Consider the following 19,915-nt stretch of genomic DNA (forward strand, 5'->3'; position numbering starts at 1 on the left):
AAAAACGACGACAACACGGACCGCCTGCAGATCAACGCGGCCAATTGCGTGCATTGCAAGACCTGCGATATCAAGGACCCGACGCAGAACATCGTCTGGGTCACCCCAGAGGGTGGCGGTGGGCCCAATTACGCGGGAATGTGAGTTACCGCTCCTGGCTGTCGCGGCCAGGAGATAGGCTGGGACTGGCCTGCGTTGATGGATCAAGGCATTCTCTTTTTTGGGTAAGCCACCCAAACACCAGGTGGTTAGCCAAAGCAAGGAGCCAGCAAATCCAACCCGTCCATAGGGTGTGGCTGGGATAGTGCGCGCCGCGCACGGTTTGTGTCAGGCCGAAAACCAGACCCAGTAAAAGAACAACGAACAACATCAACCGGCCACGCCGGCGCATGGTTGTGTGGCTCGACGACAGCCACGGCAAGGAAAGGGCGATGAAGGCGAAAGCTGAGGCGACATGACCACCAGGAAAGCAATGCCCGGCACCACCATCGCTGAGGCCCCAACGCCAATGTGACACATACCAGGCCTTGCCCCCAAAATCCTGCAAATCCCACGGACAGCTGGTCAAACTGAAGTGCTTCAGAGTGCTGATCGTCACCAAGCACAGTCCGATGCCGACCGGGATTTCAATGTGCTGCCAACGGGGCAGGATGCGAAACAACCCGGCTGGCCACCAGATCATGGCCGTCAGTGCCAGAAAAACCGCAAAAGCCAGTTGCCTGCTGCGGGTGTGCAGTATTTCCCCCAGCCACCAGTTGTTTCGCAAAGCAAAACCCTGTTCATTAGCAAGCCAGTGCATCACGGTCAGGTCCAACCCGGAAAAATCCCAGATCAGCAGCCCCACCAGACTACCCACCGTGAAAAACGCCAGACGCAGAGAAAGTGCCAAATCAAAAGCTGATAGGCGGGTGGGTCTGTTGTGCATGTGTGCTGAACGGGTCTTGGTTTTTCGGGGCAGCTTTGCCATGAACCTGGTGGCAGGATTATGGGCAAGTTTGAGTTAATGCTGGGTTAATACAAGGCTTCAACAATCGCGGCTGTATTTTTACCGGCGCTCATTGTGATGACCCTCTCGCTTGCTTCTCACCGTCCGTTACACCCTGTTGCCATGTCGCTGATTTTGGCGCTTTGGCTGAGCACCATTGGCAATGCGCCGCTGTGGCTTGCGCTGCTGGGCTTGCCCGAATCGCACACCCCCAGGGCCTGGCTTGGCATCGCAGGTTTTGGCGTCGTGGTGTTGGCCACTACCGTGGTATTTCTAAGCCTGGTGGTCTGGCCGCGGTGGCGCAAACCGGTCGGACTTGTTTTGCTTCTGGTCGCAGCATGCAACAGCTATTTCATGTACACCTATGGCGTGGTTATCGACCCAAGCATGCTGACCAATGCGGTTCAGACCGATGCACGGGAAGTGCGCGATCTGTTATCGTGGTCGATGCTGACGGTGGTCATGCTGGGCGTTCTGCTGCCTGGTTGGTGGTGGTGGAAACAACCGGTGCAGCAGGTTCCTGCCAGAGCCCTCGTGGTCAAGCAAATCAGTCTGGCCGTGGTGGCCACCCTGGTCATGCTGGTGGTGGTGTGGTTGTCGTTCCAGGACCTGGCCTCAACCATGCGTAACCACAAATCCTTGCGCTACATGGTCAATCCCTTCAATACGGTTTATGCCACAACGCGTCTGGTGGTGGGTAAGTCGGCGCATGCAAGCCAACTCATTCAACCCATTGGCGAGGATGCGGCCCTGCTAGGCAGTGCCAGTGACGCTGACAAATCGCCCTTGATCGTGCTGGTCGTGGGCGAGACGGCGCGGGCCGCCAACGTGGGTCTGGCAGGGTATGCCCGAGACACCACGCCACGCCTCAAGCAACTGCAAGACGGTGGCGAGTTGGTGTATTTTTCAAATGTCTCTTCCTGCGGAACCAACACCCAAGTGTCGTTGCCTTGTATGTTCTCTGACCTGGGACACGATGCCTATGGAAAAACCGAAGCGCGTTTTGAGAATTTGCTCGACGTCCTGCAACACGCGGGCATGGCTGTGTTGTGGCTGGACAACCAATCCGGCTGCAAAGGCGTCTGTGATCGGGTACCTCACGCCGATACCCGCGAACTCAAGGACCCCGCGTTGTGCCCTGACGGCGAATGTTTCGACGAAGCAATGCTGCGCGTACTGCCCGAACGCCTGGGCCAGCTGGAGCCTGCTCGACGTGCGCGCGGCACGGTGGTCGTGATGCACCAGATGGGCAGCCACGGGCCGGCGTATTACAAGCGAGCACCCACCGAATTCAAGGTGTTTACCCCTGAATGCCGCAGCAATGTACTGCAAGAATGTTCCGGCCAGGAAATCGTCAATGCCTACGACAACTCGGTACGTTATTCGGACCACTTTTTAGGCCAGACCGTGGCTTGGCTCAAGACCCAAAAACGCCCGACCGCGCTGGTGTATGTCTCTGACCACGGTGAGTCACTGGGGGAAAAAGGCTTGTACCTGCATGGCATGCCCTATGCCATGGCACCCAAAGAACAAACCAATGTGCCGATGGCCGTGTGGTTCTCCTCACCCATGCTCAATCATCTGGGCTGGGATAAATCATGCTGGCTTGCGCAAGCCAGCCAACCGGTTACACATGACAACCTGTTTAGCTCCATGCTGTCGCTGGCGCATGTGCAGACCCGCTTGTACAAACCGCAACTGGACGTTTTTTCAGCATGCCCATCAGGTCAGCAGCAGGCTCAGGCCACCACCGGACGACCCAACGTGTCAGAGTACGCGGCAAAACCCCTGAACACAACCGTTGACACTGCACCTAAACCCAGCCACGGATAGCGACTGTGCCGAGTCGTCGGCCGAGAAATGGTATGGTTGGGTAACTACGACAGCAGCTGGCCTGCTGACTTGCGGGTTTTGCTATGAATCATGAAATTGAATGGACGTCCTGGGCGCCAGATGTACTGCCCGGCTTCGAGCAGGCTACCCTGTCAGGGCTGCTTGCATCAGATGGTCCTGTCGCGGTGGTGCTGGTTCGCAGACGCAGCCTCAAACCGTCTGGCAAGGCGGTCCTTTATGTCCACGGCTATGTAGACTACTTCTTTCAAACCCATCTGGCAGATTTCTACAACAAGGCAGGATTGGATTTTTATGCCGTAGACCTTCGTCGCCACGGACGATCCATGCGCGCCCATCAACTGCCGAACTACACCAGCGATATCGATGAGTATCTGCAGGATGTCGATGCCGCTGTCAATTTTCTGCAAGGGCAAGAGGGTGTGGACTGGCTGCTTCTCAACGGTCATTCCACCGGGGGTCTGGTGGCAGCCCTGTACGCGCACCGTGGGCAACATCGCGCGGCTGTACAAGCCGTGTTTCTGAATAGCCCGTTCCTGGACATGAACCTGCCTTGGTGGCAGGAATTGCTGCTGGAACCTTTGGTCGCGTCGCTTGGAAGCGTGTTGCCACACTGGCAGATCCCGCATCATGTGGTTGTTTACGGTGAAAGTCTGCATGCGGATCATCATGGTGCCTGGCGCTACAACACCCAGTGGAAGCCCATCGAAGGATTTCCCGTTTATGCCGGTTGGTTTCGCGCCATGCACCGGGCGCACGCAGAAGTCGCACAGGGGCTGTCCATTGATTGCCCTGTTTTGGTGATGCACGCACAGCGCAGTACCTGGCCGAAGCGCTGGAGCGAAGAAACCATGAGCACCGACATTGTTCTGGATATTGCAGACATGCAACGCCTAGCGCCCGGCCTGGGGCGTCAGGTTGAACGGCTGGCAATTGCAAACGGCGTGCATGATCTGGTCCTGTCGGCCCCACAGATAAGGGAAAAGGTGTTCAACAAATTGTTGAATTGGCTGGTCCGAATGGGTGCAACCCAATCCATTGCGCCGTACCATGGATCAGCTGTCGGTTAAGTGCTGGCTGCGCAGCGCACCTTGCCAGCATTGTTGTTTTCAGGTTTTTGTGGGAAGGTCGTCAAGGCAACAACTTTGACATAAATCCCGATTTGTGTCCGAGCCTGTAGAATTTATACCGTTCAGGAGAGAGCCAACCCATCGAGGTGGCCGCCGAAGGCGCAGAGTTGCTGATTGCAGCAATTTGAACGCTCAGGCAAAAGGACTGACAACCGTCACGAAGTCGCCAGACTTTTTGACGTCTCCCCACTGGAGAGAGGTCAGCCTTGGCGTATGCGCCAGGGCCGATCCACCGAAGGAGCAACCCAAACCCGGCGCCTTGCGCAACTGGTTTTGGCGAATCTCTCAGGTAAAGCGGACAGCGGGGGCAGCCCATGGCATTGACGCGGCGTCAGGTCATGGAATTTGATTTGCCCCCTGCTCTATTGGAGTCTTGATGTCCGCCTCACCTGACGATCTTCTGAAAGTCCCGCTCAACGACCTGCATCTTGCTTTGGACGCCCGCATGGTGCCGTTTGCCGGCTACAGCATGCCGGTGCAATACCCCGACGGCCTGATGGCCGAGCACAAACACACGCGCAGCGCGGCCGGCTTGTTCGATGTCTCGCACATGGGCCAGTTGCGGCTGGTGGGGCCGGATGCCGCTGCGGCTTTTGAGAGCCTGATTCCGGTCGACGTGATCGACCTGGGCGTGGGCAGGCAGCGCTACGGCCTGCTGCTCAATGACGCAGGCGGCATCATCGACGACCTGATGTTCGTCAACCGTGGCACGGACATCTTTGTCATCGTCAACGGCGCTTGCAAGGTGGGCGACATCGCGCACATCCAGGCCCGAATTGGCGGCCGTTGCCAGGTCATCCCGAGCCCTGAGCGCGCCCTGCTGGCGCTGCAAGGCCCGCAGGCCGTGAACGCCTTGTCGCGGCTCGCCCCTGGGGTGGAAAAGCTGGTCTTCATGACCGGCGGCCACTTCAGCGTGCAGACGGGTGACCGGGCCATTGACGTGTACCTGACGCGCAGCGGCTACACCGGTGAGGACGGGTTCGAGATCTCGGTCCATGAATCCGACGCGCTGGCATTGGCCAAGGCGCTGCTGGCACAGCCTGAAGTCAAGCCAATTGGCCTGGGTGCGCGCAATTCACTGCGACTGGAAGCCGGCCTGCCGCTTTATGGCAACGACGTTGACACCACTACCACGCCGGTTGAAGCCGGCCTGCAATGGGCGATCCAGAAGGTGCGCCGCGCCGGTGGTGCACGCGCGGGTGGCTTCCCGGGCGCAGACAAAATTCTGGCGCAACTGGGGGGCGAAACAGGTTCGGTGACACGCAAGCGGGTTGGCCTGAAAGCGCTGGCGCGTATTCCGGTGCGAGAGCATATTGAGCTGCAAAATCTGGCTGGCGAGCGCATCGGCGAAGTCACCAGCGGCCTGCTCGGCCCCAGCATCGACCAGCCCATCGCCATGGGCTATGTACCGCCTGCCCTGGCCACCCTGGGCAGCCAAGTCAACGCCATGGTGCGCGGTAAGCCGGTCCAGATGGAAGTGGTGGCCATGCCCTTTGTGCCGACCAACTATTTCCGCGGTTAATGCCTTTTCCAGTCCCTTCCCCACTTTTTATTCAAATTTTCAGAGAATCACCATGACCATCAAATACACCCCCGACCACGAATGGATCAAGATTGACGGCGACATCGGCACCGTCGGCATCACCCACCACGCACAAGACGCCTTGGGCGATGTGGTGTTTGTGGACCTGCCCGAAGTAGGCAAAACCTATGCGCACAAAGACCCGGCTGCTGTCGTCGAGTCCGTCAAGGCCGCCGCTGACGTCTACATGCCGGCCAATGGCGAAGTGACCGAAGTCAACGAAGCCCTGCGCGACGACCCCTCGCTGGCCAATTCCGACCCACTGGGCGCGGGCTGGTTCTTCAGGTTCAAACTGGCCAACCCGGCCGACCTGGATACCTTCATGGACGAGACCAGCTACACCGCCTTTGCCGCCGACGCACACTGAGCAGGCCGCCCACCATGACTCCCATTGCTCTTTCGCCTTTGGGCGAACTTGAAAACGCGTCTGAATTCATTGCACGCCACATCGGCATCGGTGCCGCTGACGAAGCTCTCATGCTTAAAACCGTGGCGGCGGCGTCGCGCGCTGCGCTCATTGATGACATCGTGCCGCGCAGCATCGCCCGCAGCCAGCCTATGGCCATCCCCGCACCCATCACCGAGGCCGCCGCACTGGCCGAACTCAAGGCCATGGCGGGCAAAAACAAGGTGCTCAAAAGCTACATCGGCCAGGGCTATTACGGAACCCACACGCCCGGCGTGATCCTGCGCAACATCCTGGAAAACCCGGCCTGGTACACCGCCTACACGCCCTACCAGGCCGAAATCAGCCAGGGCCGCATGGAGGCGCTGGTCAATTTCCAGACCATGGTGATGGACCTGACCGGCATGCCCATGGCCAATGCCTCGATGCTCGACGAAGCCACCGCCGCCGCCGAAGCCATGACCATGGCGCTGCGTGCCAGCAAATCCAAATCGACCACGTTCCTGGTCGATGCCGAGGTGCTGCCGCAAACCCTGGCTGTGATCCAGACCCGCGCCGAGCCGCTGGGCATCAGCGTCAAGGTCTGCCATACCAGCGACGACTTGGCGCAAGACAGTTTTGCCGTGCTGCTGCAATACCCCGGCACCAGCGGTGTGGTACGCGATGACCGCGGCCTGATAACGGCCATCAAGGCCCGGGGTGGCATCGTCATCATGGCGGCCGACCTGCTGGCGCTCACGCTGCTCACCGCCCCCGGTGAGCTTGGCGCCGACATTGCCGTGGGCACCACCCAGCGCTTCGGCATGCCCATGGGCAACGGCGGCCCGCACGCCGCCTACATGGCCTGCCGCGACGAACACAAACGCACCATGCCCGGCCGCCTGGTGGGCGTCAGTGTCGACAGCCACGGCAAACCTGCCTACCGGCTGGCACTGCAAACGCGCGAACAGCACATCCGCCGCGAAAAAGCCACCTCCAACATCTGCACCGCACAAGTACTGCCGGCAGTGATTGCCAGCATGTACGCGGTTTACCACGGCCCGGCTGGCCTCAAGCGCATCGCACAACGCGTGGCCACCTTGACCGCCGTGCTGGCTGCGGGTCTGAAGAGCCTGGGTTTTGCCATCACCAATGCCAGCGCGTTTGAGACGCTCACCGTGAACACGGGCGACGCCACCGCATCGATAGCCGCCAAGGCGCTCACCGCCGGTGCCAACCTGCGCCTGGCATCCAGCCAGACACTGAGCGTGTCGCTCGATGAGACCACCACACGCGCCGACGTGGCACAGCTCTGGAGCTTCTTTGCCAAACCGGGTCAGACCCTGCCCCAGGTCGTTGATTTCGAACAAAACACGGCCACCCTGCTACCCGCCGCCCTGTTACGCAACAGCAGTTACCTGACGCACCCGGTGTTCAACACCCACCACTCCGAGACCGGCATGCTGCGCTACATTCGCCGCCTGTCCGATTTTGATCTGGCGCTGGACCGCACCATGATCCCGCTGGGCAGCTGCACCATGAAGCTCAACGCCGCCAGCGAGATGATCCCGATCACCTGGCCCGAGTTTGCCAACATCCACCCCTATTGCCCCGAAGACCAGCGCGCGGGCTACGCCGAACTCGACGAGCAACTGCGCGCCTGGCTTTGCGAAGCCACCGGTTACGCCGGCATCAGCCTGCAACCCAACGCAGGCAGCCAGGGCGAATACGCCGGCATGATGGCCATCCGGGGCTACCATGAAGCGCGCGGCGAGGGCCACCGCAACATATGCCTGATCCCGAGCAGCGCGCACGGCACCAACCCCGCCAGCGCCACCATGGTGGGCATGAAGGTGGTGGTGACGGCCTGCGACGCCAACGGCAATGTCGACATGGCCGACCTCCAGGCCAAGTGCGAACAGCACAGCGCCAACCTCGCTGCCATCATGATCACCTACCCCAGCACCCACGGCGTGTTCGAGACCAGCGTCAAGGAACTGTGCGCGCTGGTGCACAGCCACGGCGGGCGGGTCTATGTGGACGGTGCCAACATGAACGCGCTGGTCGGCCTGGCTGCGCCCGGTGCCTTTGGCGGCGACGTGAGCCATCTGAACCTGCACAAGACCTTTTGCATCCCGCACGGCGGCGGCGGCCCCGGTGTCGGCCCCGTGTGCGTGGTGGCCGACCTGGTGCCCTACTTGCCCGGCGCGGGCGTCGGTGCCGTGTCAGCAGCGCCTTTGGGCAATGCAGCCGTGCTGCCGATCAGCTGGATGTACTGCCGCATGATGGGCGCGGAAGGCCTGAAGGCCGCGACCGAGGTCGCCATTTTGAGTGCCAACTACATCAGCGTTCGCCTGAAGGACCACTACCCCACGCTCTACACCAGCGCTTCTGAAGACGGCAAACCCGGCCGCGTCGCGCACGAGTGCATTCTGGATTTGCGGCCCTTGAAGGAAAGCAGTGGCGGTGTCCACGGCGTGACCGCCGAAGACGTGACCAAGCGCCTGATGGACTACGGTTTCCATGCGCCCACGCTGAGCTTTCCGGTACCCGGCACACTCATGGTGGAGCCCACCGAAAGCGAAACGCTCGATGAGCTCGACCGCTTCATCAACGCCATGATCGCCATCCGCGAAGAGATTGCCAAAGTCGAGCAAGGCGTCTGGCCAAAGGGCAACAACCCGCTGAGCCATGCACCACACACGGCGGCGACGCTGCTGGCTGAAACCTGGGACCGGCCTTACTCCAGGGAACTGGCTGCGTTTCCACTGCCCAGCCTTAAATCTTCCAAGTACTGGGTGCCGGTGGGGCGCATCGACAACGTCCATGGCGACCGCCACCTGTTTTGCTCGTGTGTTCCGGTCACCGACTTGAATTGAGAGAATGGCACAGGGGCGTTTATCGCCCCTGTCCTGATCACTCAAGGCACTAACACAAAGTCCTGCGTTGCATTTGTCACTGAAATGTCCTTGCTGACCGATTGGGGTTGGTAACCGGTCGCAGACGCTGCCACGCTGTACTTGCCCGCCATGCCCACTTGCATCGCCAGAGCAATCGGCAAAATGCCGCTGCCAAATTGACCAAGCATGGGTTCGCCAATGGGCAAGCTCAGGCTGTAGGCACCACCATTCAAATCATCAGCCGCGACCGACTTCACCGTCACGGTGGGTGCGGCACCAAAAGTTTGTTTCGCAGCCACGTAGGCCATTTCAGTGGTGCTGACCGGAGTCAACACGGCCGTGCCACTCACCGTGCCCATCAATGAAGTCGGCATCGTGATCCGCGTGTCCGTGGTGCTCAGCGGAACTATGCTGGTTTCAGTTTCGACCAGCACACCGGCAATGACCGCCGTGGAACGGCCATTGGCGGTCAGAACAACATCGTAGCTACCCGCTGGAAGGCGCGCCAAGAAGAATTCACCGGTGCTCATGTTGGGAGCCGTGGTCTGAACAACCACGCCATTCTGCTGCGCCGTCACCATGACGCCGCTGCCCAGCATGGCCGGGTCGATGAAACCGTTGATACCATTGAGCACAAAGGGGACGACCTTGATCACGGGTTTCAGCGCGTAATCACCGTTGGCGCGCTTCACGATCGACTTGCAGGCGTCGAAGTCCATCACCAGGTCAACCCGCTGGCCGGAAACCACGTCGAACTCGTTGACCAGCTTGATGCCGCTTTGCACCGCACTGGGGGTCACGAGTGCGGTCTCAACGCCACCCGTCGGGACCACCGAGTTGGCAAGTGCGTTTGACGTGTTTCGGTCCAAAACCAGACGCAGTTGCGTGTAGTGACCTGCCGCCAAGGGAGTCTCGCCAAGCGGCTCCAGCACACCATTGTTCAAATCGAGCAAATTGATCTTGCGTGCCGGGTTGAGGGTGATGTCGGTCCAGCCACCCTCACTCTCGGAGGCCGTGCTGCTTTGATGGACACGCACTTTGTTGACGGTCACGTTCACTTCATCAAAGCCGCAGGCGGGTGCATCGGTCAGGGACACCCCAAGCGTGCCCGGCGCACTTGCGCCACCGCCCCCGCCGCAACCGGCGACCAAGGCCGCCAGCACCGATGTTGTCATGAATGCCCGTGATTTGGACCAGGAAAATGGATTCATACTTTTCATTTCGTTCATCCTTTAAAAGTGACTTTGCAGACTGTCCACCCAAGCGATGTGCAGCCGGTATTCATCAGGCTTGCAGGTCATCACAGGCCTCATGAGCTTGCACAATGCACTTCAAATCGAAGCTGGTCTGTGCGCCAGTTCACACTTACTGCGATGCATCACCCCTCACAACGCAGCAATCTGCTACAAGCGTTTTCATTCTGGCACTGGCATATGTGGCCAGGCAATAGTCAAAAGACCCGGAATTGAAACAACATGTTTCTCCATGATTCCGACTTCGGGAAAGTTCTTGAGACTGCTTCCAGGTGTGCTGGCCATTAAACTAGCCCCATTCATTTCAAACCTGTACCCATGACATATTGCGTCGCCATCAAACTCAACGCCGGACTGGTTTTTCTGTCCGATTCCCGCACCAACGCGGGCCTGGACCAGATCAGCACCTTTCGCAAAATGATCGTTTATGAAAAGCCCGACGACCGCTTCATGGTGCTGCTGTCGGCGGGCAACCTGAGCATCTCGCAGTCGGTGCGCGAGATTTTGCAAGTGGAAAAACTCAAGGACCGCGACGAGGACGAGGGCATCACGATCTGGAACGCCAAAAGCATGTTCGACGCGGCGCGGGTGCTCGGTTCGGCCATTCGCCATGTCTATGAGCGCGACGCCGCCGCGCTCAAGCTGGCCGGTGTCGATTTCAATGTCTCACTGATTTTTGGCGGCCAGATCAAGGGTGAAGGCATGCGCCTGTTCCAGGTCTATTCGGCCGGCAACTTCATCGAGGCCACGCCCGAAACCCCGTATTTCCAAGTGGGTGAATCCAAGTACGGCAAGCCCGTGCTGGACCGCGTCATCACCCCGCACACGCCGCTGGATGAGGCCGCCAAATGCGCGCTGGTGTCGATGGATTCCACCCTCAAATCCAACCTGTCGGTCGGCCTGCCGCTGGACATGGTGGTGTACGAAGTCAACCAGTTCCAGACTGACAAAGTGGTCTGCATTGACGAGCACAACCCCTACTTCAAGATGATGCACAACAGCTGGGGCGCCAAACTGCGCGAGGTGTTTGACAGCATCGAAGACCCGATGTGGAACGGCGAGCAAACCAGCGTGCCGCTGATGCAGCCCGCCAGCCGCAACCAGGCCCTGAAGAAAATCACTTCTCCGCAGGAAAAGTTAATCTGACACCCTTGGGCTGCCCTCAGCTGATCGTCAAGCTGTCCAGTTGACAGTGCCGGTCCAGGCGGTGGCCAGCACCACGATGCCAAACACAATGCGGTAGTAGGCAAAGCCAACGAAGCTGTGCGTTGAGATAAAACTCAGCAACCAGCGAATGCACAACCAGGCGCTCAAAAAGGACATCACCAGTCCGACGACAAACATCGGGGCGTCCGCCATGGACAGCAAGGCACGGTCCTTGACCAGACTGTAGGCGCCGGCGCCGATCAGTGTCGGGATGGCCAGGTAAAAGGAAAAGTCCGTGGCGGCCTTGCGGCTCAGGCCCAGCAGCATGCCGCCGATGATGGTGGCGCCGCTACGGCTCATGCCCGGAATCATGGCCGTGCACTGCGCCAGCCCCACTTTGAGCGCGTCCATGGCCGTCATGGCGTCCACGTCATGAATGCGCGTCACTGCCGGATTTTTTTGCTGGCGCCGTTCGGCCCAGAGGATGATGAAACCACCAATGATGAACATGCTGGCCACCACCACCGGCGTGAACAGATGCGCCTTGATGGCCTTGCCGTAGAGCAGACCCAAAATGACCGCAGGAAAGAATGCAATCAGCACGTTCAAGGCAAAGCGCTGCGCCTGCTTCTCAGACGGCAGGGACACCACGGTGTCACGAATTTTTTGCCAGTAGACCAGGATCACGGCAAAAATGGCACCAGTCTGGATGGCAATGTCGAACACCTTGGCCTTGTCGTCGTCAAAACCCAGCAAGGCGCCGGCCAAAATCAGGTGCCCGGTGCTCGAAATCGGCAAAAACTCGGTCAACCCCTCCACCACGCCCATGATGGCGGCCTTGATCAGCAAAACAATATCCACGCAAGCTCCCTTACAACAAGCGGCAGATTATCGCTGCCTGCACCGCGCTGCTGAGGGCTGGCGACTGGCCTTACTTGATCAAGGCGTGCACTGCCTTGAACTGCGGCACTTCGGCGCTGCGCAACCACTCGAAAGCCACCATTTCCGTGGTCACCAGTTCGGCCCCGGCGCCGGCCAGGCGGTCAAAGGCGGCGTCGCGGTTGCGTTCGGTGCGCGAGCTGCAGGCGTCGGTCACCACCCAGACCTCAAACTCGTCTTCGAGCAAATGCAGCGCGGTCTGCATCAGGCACACGTGGGCCTCGCAGCCGGCGATCACGATGCTGCTGCGCTCGGTGGGCGTGTTGGAAGGTTTTTGCAGGTGCTTGGGCAGGCTGCGCGCGTTGCCTGCCGGTGCCTTCACCGGCGGGCGCAGCCACTCGCCCAGGCCTTCTTCGACACCACTGAACTGCATCTTGGCCAGCGTGCGCTGGCACAGGGCGCGCAGTTCAGGCGGGTTTCCGCCGAGCTTGGACGGGTTCTGCTCGGTGCCCCACACCGGCACCTGCATCCATTGGGCCGCCTGCGCCAGGCGCATGGCATTGGCCAGAACCAGTGGCGCTTCGAAAATGGCAGGCATCAGGCGGGTCTGGTAATCAACCAGCACCAATTGGGAAAGTTCAACGTCAAGCAGCATGGCGGGCTTTCAAAAATATAAGAAGGACAATCCCGGATTAAACCGCAGCTTGACCCCGGTTTTGTCGTGCCACAGCCGATCCTGCCTCAAGGACGTTCGAACGCATGCACTGCAGATCAAGTCTGCCATGGCAACGCCGTCTTGTCATGCCGGGCTCGACCAGACCTCCATGGGTTCCGCGGTAGCATGACGGCTTTCACCTCCCTGAAATTCAAGCATGCTCACACGTAGAAACTGGTTACTCGGCACCGTCGCTGCCACTGGTGCCTTGGTGGTGGGCTGGTCGCTGATGCCGGTGCGCCAGCGCCTGACGGGCTCGCAGGCGCTGTCCACCGGGCCAGGACAAAACGCCTTCAATGGCTGGGTCAAGATTGGCTTGGACAGCAGTGTGACGGTAATGATGGCCAAGTCGGAGATGGGGCAAGGCGTGCACACCGGCCTGGCCATGCTGCTGGCGGAAGAGCTCGATGCCGACTGGGCCCGGGTGCGGGTGGAGCACTCGCCGGTTGACGCCATCTACAACAACCTCAGCGCCGTGGTCGATGGTCTGCCGTTTCACCCGGATGACGACAGCGCGCTCAAAATCACCGCGCAGTGGCTCACCGCCAAGCTGATGCGTGAATTTGGCGTGATGATGACCGGCGGCTCCTCCAGCATCAAGGACCTCTGGCTGCCCATGCGCGAAGCCGGTGCCTCGGCCCGTGCCATGCTGATCGAGGCCGCCTCCCGCCAATGGCAACTGCCAGCCACCGAATGCACGGCAGCGCTTGGGCGCGTCACCCACCCCAGTGGCCAGTCCGCCAGCTTTGGCGAATTGGCCCGGGCCGCCAGCCAGCTGCCTTTGCCGCAAGACCCCAAGCTGAAGAGCCCGGCCCAATTCACCCTGATCGGCCACCCCAGACGCCGCCTGGAGGCGGCCTCCAAGCTAGATGGCTCGGCCGTTTTTGGCATGGACGTGCTGCCGCATGGCCTGCTGTACGCCAGCGTCAGCATGTGCCCCACGCTGGGCGGTCGCGTAGCCGGTTTTCAGGGTGATGCAGCGCTCAAGCTGCCCGGCGTGCGCCAGGTGCTCAAGCTCGACGCCTACCACGGCAGCACCGGTGGCGTGGCGGTGGTGGCCGACACCCCATACCACGCCAGCCTGGCGCTGGCTCAGGTGCGGGTCGACTGGGAGCACGGCCCCAACGCCACACTCGACAGTGCCGCTGTCATGGTGCAACTGGCGCAAACGCTGGATCAACAGGATGGCTGGGCCTATTACCGGCATGGTGATGTCAACACAGCTCTGGCCGCGGCCAGCAAAACCATCACGGCCGACTACCTGGTGCCCTACCTCGCCCACACGCCGATGGAGCCGATGAACTGCACGGTGCAATTCAGGGACGGCGTCGCTACGGTCTGGGCATCAACCCAGGTGCCCGGACTGGCGCGCGCCGCCGCCGCCAGGGCGCTGGGCATTGCCAGCGACAAGGTCACGGTGCAAGTGCAGTTTCTGGGTGGTGGTTTCGGCCGCCGGCTCGACGTCGACTTTATCGGCCAGGCCGCCGCGATCGCCAAAGAGGCCGGCGGTGCGCCGGTGCAAACCTTCTGGAGCCGGGAACAGGACATCACGCACGACTTTTACCGGCCGGCCTGCGTCTCACGCTTCACGGCAGGGTTCGATGCCCAAGGTGCACTCAGTGCCTGGAAAAATACCTCGACCAGCCAGGCCATCGTGCCGCAAATGCTGAAGCGCCTGTTCAGGCTGCCATCGGCCGGACCCGACAAAACTGCCGCCGAAGGTGCCTTTGACCAAGCCTACGAGTGGCCCAACGCCCGCATTGCCCATGAAATGGTGGAGCTCGGCGTACCGGTGGGCTTCTGGCGCTCGGTAGGCCATTCGCACCAGGCGTTTTTCAAGGAATGCTTCATGGATGAGGTGGCGCTGGCTGCGGGCCAGGACCCGGTGGCGTTTCGGGCTACCCTGCTGCAAAAACATCCACGCCATCTCAAGGTCCTGCAACAGGTCGCCGTCATGTCGGATTGGGGCCACACTTTCAAGCCCGCACCGGGCGCCTTGCCGCGTGCCCGGGGTGTGGCGCTGCACCAATCCTTCGGTTCGGTGGTGGCGCAGGTGGCCGAGGTCTCGGTGGATGCCAGCCAGAAAATCCGGGTGCACAAGGTCTGGTGCGTGATCGACTGCGGCTTTGCTGTCAACCCCAATCTGATCCGGCAACAGCTGGAGAGCGCCATTGTGTTTGGTCTGTCTGCGGCGCTCTACGGTGAGATCACCATCAAGAGTGGCCAGGTGCAACAAAGCAATTTTCACGATTACCCGATGCTGCGCATGGACGAATGCCCTGTCATCGAGAGCCACATCATGACCAGCACCGAGCCGCCCGAAGGCGTCGGCGAGCCCGGCACGCCACCGATTGCACCGGCCGTGGCCAACGCTGTGTTTGCCCTGACGGGAAAACGCCTGCGCGCCCTGCCCCTCAAACTGGCCTGAGACTGCTTGCCCAGCCGCCAACCAGGAAATCCACCATGACCCTACGCATCAGACTCAACGGTAAAACCATCGACGTCGCGGCCGAACCCGAGACCCCGCTGCTGTGGGTCTTGCGTGGCGAACTGCACACCAATGGCACCAAATTCGGCTGCGGCATGGCGCTGTGCGGAACTTGCACGGTGCATCTGAATGGCGAACCGGTGCGCGCCTGCGTGACGCCGCTGGCCGCTGTAGGCACAGGTGAAATCACCACCATCGAAGGCCTGCACGGCCCACAAGCCGATGCCTTGCGCCAAGCCTGGATCGATCTGGACGTGGTGCAATGCGGTTACTGCCAGAGCGGTCAGCTCATGAGCGCCGCCGCCTTGCTGAAAGACAAGCCCCAACCCACGGATTCCGACATTGACGAAGCCATGAGCGGCAACCTGTGCCGCTGCGGCACCTACCCGAGGGTTCGGGCGGCCATTCATCAGGCGGCAAAAACCATCATACAGACTTGAATATTATTTAAATCAATGGCTTACGAGATTCTTCAAGCATCCAATTGCGCTCAATAAAGTGTGTAAACTACGCCGATGCGCATCGCCCTCCTCATAACCTCCTTGCTAGTTGCCGCCAGTGCCTATGCTGCGCCGGCTGACGCGCCTGATGACATGAGCCGTTTTTTAAGTGACAAGGGCTTGTTGTCGCAAATGGACCAGATGCGCCAGAAAGTCACCAGCAAGGCGTCAGACCTGGTGGTCAACGCGCTGGGCTTCCTGGGTGTGCCCTACCAGCGGGGCGGCAACAACGCGGAAACCGGTTTCGATTGCAGTGGTTTTGTCAAAGCCATGTACGAACAGACCGTGGGCCTGATCCTGCCGCGCAAGGCCGAACAACAGGCTGCAGCCACCCAGCAAATTGACCGCTCTGAACTGCAGCCGGGCGACCTGGTATTCTTCAACACGCTGCGCCGCGCCTTCAGCCATGTGGGTATTTACATCGGTGACGGCAAATTCATCCATTCACCCAAACCCGGCGCCCAGGTACGCGTGGAAAACATGGGGATTTCCTATTGGAGCCATCGTTTTGACGGCGCGCGACGCGTCACTACGGCCGGAAATGGCAACGCCATCCTCGGGGCAGCCACGGCAGACCCGGCCCAGCGCTGAGTTCAGCGGCGTTTTTCGCTGACGTCGGAGACATCCGTGACCTCGGTCACCTCGGCATCAATCACATCCATCGGCATTTGGTTTCGGCTGGCGCCAGGCGTTGTGGACCGGTAAGCCCGTTGCCACAGGTCGGCCCGGTTCATCCTGAAAACCCAGGGCTGCACCGGTCGGCCAGTCAGCTTGGCCCACAAGGCCCGCAGCAGCCACAGCATGAGCACCAGGCTGGCGGCAAACAGCAAACTGGCCATGAAAATCAGCGCTGCCGCCAACAATCCCAGACGCAATATCCAGCGCATCACTTGCTTTACAAAGTTATTCACCCATCGATTCCTTGAACACAATCCATGCTGTCATCATCGCATCAAACGACCAAAACCGTCTCTGGCGCGCGTCTTGAAACCGCATAGGGAGGCAGGCCTTGCAGCATGCGGCGGCCGTAGCCGGTGCTCAGCAGGCGCTTGTCGTAACAAATGACACGGGCCAGGTCGGTTTCGGAGCGGATCGCCCGGCCGGTCCACTGCAGCAGCTTGATGCCGGTGGCTGGCACCACCAGCTCTGAAAACGGGTCACGTCCGGAACGTTTGAGCCATTCGGCACGCGCCTCTTCAACCGGATCCGAGGGCGGACTGAACGGCAGCTTGGCAATGAACACCGTTTCGCACAGCAATCCCGGCAAATCCAGCCCCTCGCCAAACGATTGCAGCCCGAAAATGACCGAGGCGCGCCCTGACTCTACCCGAGCCTGGTGGATGCCGAGCAAACGACCGCGCGCCATTTGCCCCTGTACCAGCACAAGTTCCAGCAAACTCGCATCCAATGCATTCACCGCCACCTGCATTTGCACGCGCGAGGTAAACAGCACCAAAGCGCCATGCGACACCGCGCGCAGGTCTGCCAGCAAGGCGGCCACCATCTGGGTGGTGTAGAGGTCAACTTGCTTCGGGTCGGCAGCGGTGTCGGCCACCACCAGCTGACCCTGGGCGCGGTAATCGAACGGGCTTTCCACCGCCAGCGTGTTCACCTGCGGCAAATCGGCCAACCCGGTCTCGCCGAGAAAAAAGTCAAAGCTGCCGCAGGTGGTGAGCGAAGCCGACGTCACCACGGCGCCGCGTACCTGCTGCCAGAGGTGTCGGCGCAGCAGGTCGCCGGGCACGATCGGGCAGGCGTGCGCGCTGATCGAAACCAGGCCAGAGCTGGTGTCTGACTTGAGCCATTTGGCCAGCGGCGGCTCATCACTGCTAAGCCACTGCGCGCTGGTACTCACCACGCTGCTGAGCTTGGGTGCCATCTGGCCCAGCCTGGCGTATTGCACCGAGCAGTTGGCGGCCTGCGACGGATCTTCCTTGGCACGTGCTTTCAGCTCTGCACCCAGGGCCTCCAGCGCATCAGACAATGCCGCAGCGTGGCCATGGATGAGCTTGAAGGGCTCCAGCACGGCCTCTGGCACGAGGCCATCCTTGAAACGGTAGACCGCGTCATAACCGGTCGACAGGCCACGCACCAGCTCCAGCGCCAGCCTGCCCGCGTCCAACAGCGCGGTCTTGAGCTGCTGCGCCAACGTGCTGACATCCTGCGCCAGCACAAGCCCCATGTTGTCGGCCACCTCGACCAGGGTCTTGGGCAGCTTGTCGAGCCAGCGCAGGCCGGTCAGGTCCATGGCGCTGGAAAACTGGTCCAATGCGACGGCTGGCAAATGGTGCCCCTCGTCGAACACCACCAGACAGTTGTCCAGATCCGGCAGCGCCTTCATGCCCAGCGACGCCAGTACCAGGTCGTGGTTGGCCACGATCACCTGCGCCTGCGCCAATTGCATGCGGGCCTGGTAGTAACTGCAGGTGGAAAACCGCGGGCAATAGCGTGCCGTGCAGGTGTGGCGCTCGGCGGCCACGGTCGACCAGTCACGTGCCTCGGGCTGCTCGGCCAGACTGTCGCGGTCGCCGTCCCATTGGCCTGTGCTCAGGCTTGAGGCCAGCGTTTCGTACAAGGCCAGACGCCGCTCCATCGGATCCTGCCATACCACGCCCCGGTTGGGTTTGAACGTACCGGGAACCTGTGCTGCAGTCGGCTCGTCGTCGCCTTCAAACAACTCTGCCGCGTCTTCCCCGACATGCCCCGCCAGGCGTTCCAGCTTGAGCTTGCAGACATAGCGCCCGCGGCCCTTGGCCAGGGCGTAGACAAAGGGCGTGTCAATCACGGCCGCCAGCGCCGGCAGGTCTTTGGTCATCAATTGCTCTTGCAGCGCCACGGTGGCGGTCGACACCACCACCCGCGTCTTGCGCGCCAGGGCCAGCGCCACGGTGGTCGACAAATACGCAGCCGACTTGCCGACGCCGGTGCCGGCCTGGATCACGGTGACCGCACTCTGCGGATTGTCCTGGTCGCCCAGCGTCACACCGTGCAAGCTGCTGGCAATGCGCTGCGCCATCTCGCGCTGGCCGCTACGTGCACGAAACCCGGGCGTGGCAGCCACCACGCGGTCAAATGCCGCCATGGCGAAGGCGCTCAAATCAGGATCATTCAATCAAGCACCCGCAAGAACAACTTGAACATTGATGCAAAGGGCATAGCGGAAAGTAAAAAAGGATTGGAAAGCTGATGCTTTTCAAGCCTTTAAATCATGGTCGTGTGAAAGCGCTCTAAAGATAGGCTGTAAGCCGCATGAATGCTATGTTTTACTTTTGAAAATGTCATTTCGTTCCCCGTTTTGTTCCCCGCTCTTGCCTTCGATACCCATCAAACCAGCCCGATTTCAGGCACGGTGTTTTTGATCTTGAATGGGCAAAAGTATTTTTCATGCCGTGGCTGATTTGCTACGCCGCCAGACTAACCAGCTCTGCATTGTCGCCTCGCGTGCGCTGCGATTTGCTGATTGATTTGAATGTCTTGAAAACGGGGATTTATTCTCTGCATGAGATACGGTGTGGTTTCCGGCCTTGGTAAGTGCCAGACATTCAAGGCCCCCTGCCCATGCATTGCTTATATAAACAACAATCTATAGATCGTGGAAAACTGTCGAATCTCGCGCCTCTGCGCACCCGTGGCTGAGTATGCCTTGGGAGTACCTTTTCTCTTTGGTGGGTCGTGCCGCGGTGTCAATTGCCTCGCGCGCGCGCATTTGGTCATCGTGACTTTTGATAGCCTCCTGCCATTCAGCCGGGAAAACGTCAGTAAAGTGGCCAAAAGTAGCAGCACGCGGCCGGGGAAAACTGCCTTGTAACAGGGAGATAACAGCAGGCTTTCCGGGAAACCTGCCATTAAATAACGGTGAAATACTATGCCGCGGCCGGGATTAGGGCCGAATGTCTTTGGACAACTGCCACTTGTCACGATCAGCGCCGTAAAGTGCTGGCGCTTTCCATCGCAGTGCACATAGGCCCGTAATCACCAGCCTGTCAATCAGCGCTTGTGGCCTTGCGTCAGGGAACATTGCCGCCGCCAATGCCAGCGCCTCAAGTGCAGCACTGCCGGGCATGTAGTCAATTCGAGTTCGTTCGCTTTTGGTCATGGTGA

The 19,915-nt window shown here is 60.3% G+C and carries 17 protein-coding genes and 2 riboswitches; of the genes, 10 read left to right on the forward strand and 7 right to left on the reverse strand.

The genetic code is table 11. From position 1 onward, the window contains the following. Nucleotides 1–144 (forward strand): 4Fe-4S dicluster domain-containing protein (locus tag NDJ10_RS06130; protein WP_296160468.1); only part of this gene is annotated, 144 nt, incomplete at its 5' end. A 1-nt stretch (nt 145) separates the two neighbouring features. On the opposite strand, the gene NDJ10_RS06135 is transcribed toward NDJ10_RS06130, so the two are convergent. Then, complete coding sequence (locus NDJ10_RS06135; protein ID WP_296160324.1) at nt 146–967, reverse strand: phosphatase PAP2 family protein; 822 nt, start codon at nt 965–967, stop codon at nt 146–148. Nucleotides 968–1,063: 96 nt separating this feature from the next. Between NDJ10_RS06135 and NDJ10_RS06140 the strand changes: the two genes are divergently transcribed. From NDJ10_RS06140 to gcvP, 5 genes are all read left to right on the forward strand, one after another. Further along, nucleotides 1,064–2,818 (forward strand): phosphoethanolamine--lipid A transferase, encoded by a 1,755-nt coding sequence (locus NDJ10_RS06140; protein WP_296160325.1) that lies wholly within the window; start codon nt 1,064–1,066, stop codon nt 2,816–2,818. Nucleotides 2,819–2,901: 83 nt separating this feature from the next. Continuing rightward, nucleotides 2,902–3,906, forward strand: a complete 1,005-nt coding sequence (locus NDJ10_RS06145) for an alpha/beta hydrolase (protein ID WP_296160327.1) — start codon at nt 2,902–2,904, stop codon at nt 3,904–3,906. A gap of 113 nt (nt 3,907–4,019) precedes the next feature. Beyond that, nucleotides 4,020–4,124: riboswitch (glycine riboswitch) on the forward strand. A gap of 21 nt (nt 4,125–4,145) precedes the next feature. After that, nucleotides 4,146–4,278: riboswitch (glycine riboswitch) on the forward strand. Between the two features lie 64 nt (nt 4,279–4,342). Continuing rightward, nucleotides 4,343–5,488 carry a glycine cleavage system aminomethyltransferase GcvT gene (gcvT, locus tag NDJ10_RS06150; protein WP_296160328.1) on the forward strand — a complete coding sequence of 382 codons (1,146 nt, stop codon included), beginning with the start codon at nt 4,343–4,345 and terminating at the stop codon, nt 5,486–5,488. Between the two features lie 52 nt (nt 5,489–5,540). Beyond that, nucleotides 5,541–5,915: a glycine cleavage system protein GcvH gene (gcvH, locus tag NDJ10_RS06155; RefSeq protein ID WP_296160329.1), complete on the forward strand. Its 375-nt coding sequence runs from the start codon at nt 5,541–5,543 to the stop codon at nt 5,913–5,915. 14 nt (nt 5,916–5,929) lie between these two features. Continuing rightward, nucleotides 5,930–8,812 carry an aminomethyl-transferring glycine dehydrogenase gene (gene gcvP / locus NDJ10_RS06160; RefSeq protein ID WP_296160330.1) on the forward strand — a complete coding sequence of 961 codons (2,883 nt, stop codon included), beginning with the start codon at nt 5,930–5,932 and terminating at the stop codon, nt 8,810–8,812. Between the two features lie 41 nt (nt 8,813–8,853). Here gcvP and NDJ10_RS06165 read toward each other — a convergent pair whose 3' ends face one another. Then, entirely contained in the window at nt 8,854–10,008 is a 1,155-nt protein-coding gene (locus NDJ10_RS06165) for a DUF4382 domain-containing protein (RefSeq protein WP_296160331.1), read from the reverse strand. Nucleotides 10,009–10,404: 396 nt separating this feature from the next. Between NDJ10_RS06165 and NDJ10_RS06170 the strand changes: the two genes are divergently transcribed. Next, complete coding sequence (locus NDJ10_RS06170; protein WP_296160332.1) at nt 10,405–11,232, forward strand: proteasome-type protease; 828 nt, start codon at nt 10,405–10,407, stop codon at nt 11,230–11,232. A gap of 27 nt (nt 11,233–11,259) precedes the next feature. On the opposite strand, the gene NDJ10_RS06175 is transcribed toward NDJ10_RS06170, so the two are convergent. Together NDJ10_RS06175 and NDJ10_RS06180 are read right to left on the reverse strand one after the other, a co-directional pair. Beyond that, nucleotides 11,260–12,093: an undecaprenyl-diphosphate phosphatase gene (locus tag NDJ10_RS06175; protein WP_296160333.1), complete on the reverse strand. Its 834-nt coding sequence runs from the start codon at nt 12,091–12,093 to the stop codon at nt 11,260–11,262. A 70-nt stretch (nt 12,094–12,163) separates the two neighbouring features. Continuing rightward, nucleotides 12,164–12,766: an isochorismatase family protein gene (locus NDJ10_RS06180; protein ID WP_296160334.1), complete on the reverse strand. Its 603-nt coding sequence runs from the start codon at nt 12,764–12,766 to the stop codon at nt 12,164–12,166. Between the two features lie 217 nt (nt 12,767–12,983). On the opposite strand from NDJ10_RS06180, the gene NDJ10_RS06185 reads away from it, so the two are divergent. The 3 genes from NDJ10_RS06185 to NDJ10_RS06195 all read left to right on the forward strand — a co-directional run bounded on the left by NDJ10_RS06185 (nt 12,984) and on the right by NDJ10_RS06195 (nt 16,405). Next, nucleotides 12,984–15,254 (forward strand): xanthine dehydrogenase family protein molybdopterin-binding subunit, encoded by a 2,271-nt coding sequence (locus NDJ10_RS06185; protein ID WP_296160335.1) that lies wholly within the window; start codon nt 12,984–12,986, stop codon nt 15,252–15,254. A gap of 35 nt (nt 15,255–15,289) precedes the next feature. Further along, nucleotides 15,290–15,754: a (2Fe-2S)-binding protein gene (locus NDJ10_RS06190; RefSeq protein WP_296160336.1), complete on the forward strand. Its 465-nt coding sequence runs from the start codon at nt 15,290–15,292 to the stop codon at nt 15,752–15,754. Between the two features lie 75 nt (nt 15,755–15,829). Next, a complete protein-coding gene (locus tag NDJ10_RS06195; protein ID WP_296160337.1) occupies nt 15,830–16,405 on the forward strand; it encodes a C40 family peptidase in 576 nt (191 codons plus the stop codon). A 2-nt stretch (nt 16,406–16,407) separates the two neighbouring features. On the opposite strand, the gene NDJ10_RS06200 is transcribed toward NDJ10_RS06195, so the two are convergent. The 3 genes from NDJ10_RS06200 to NDJ10_RS06210 form a co-directional block, all read right to left on the reverse strand. After that, nucleotides 16,408–16,725, reverse strand: coding sequence for a hypothetical protein (locus NDJ10_RS06200; protein WP_296160338.1), 318 nt, complete (start codon nt 16,723–16,725; stop codon nt 16,408–16,410). A 41-nt stretch (nt 16,726–16,766) separates the two neighbouring features. Then, nucleotides 16,767–18,896 (reverse strand): ATP-dependent DNA helicase DinG, encoded by a 2,130-nt coding sequence (dinG, locus tag NDJ10_RS06205; protein WP_296160339.1) that lies wholly within the window; start codon nt 18,894–18,896, stop codon nt 16,767–16,769. Between the two features lie 798 nt (nt 18,897–19,694). Next, entirely contained in the window at nt 19,695–19,910 is a 216-nt protein-coding gene (locus tag NDJ10_RS06210) for a hypothetical protein (protein ID WP_296160340.1), read from the reverse strand. Nucleotides 19,911–19,915: the final 5 nt, after the last annotated feature.

Origin of the sequence: Rhodoferax sp. (assembly GCF_023700745.1) — a bacterium.
Taxonomy (GTDB): Bacteria; Pseudomonadota; Gammaproteobacteria; order Burkholderiales; family Burkholderiaceae_C; genus Rhodoferax.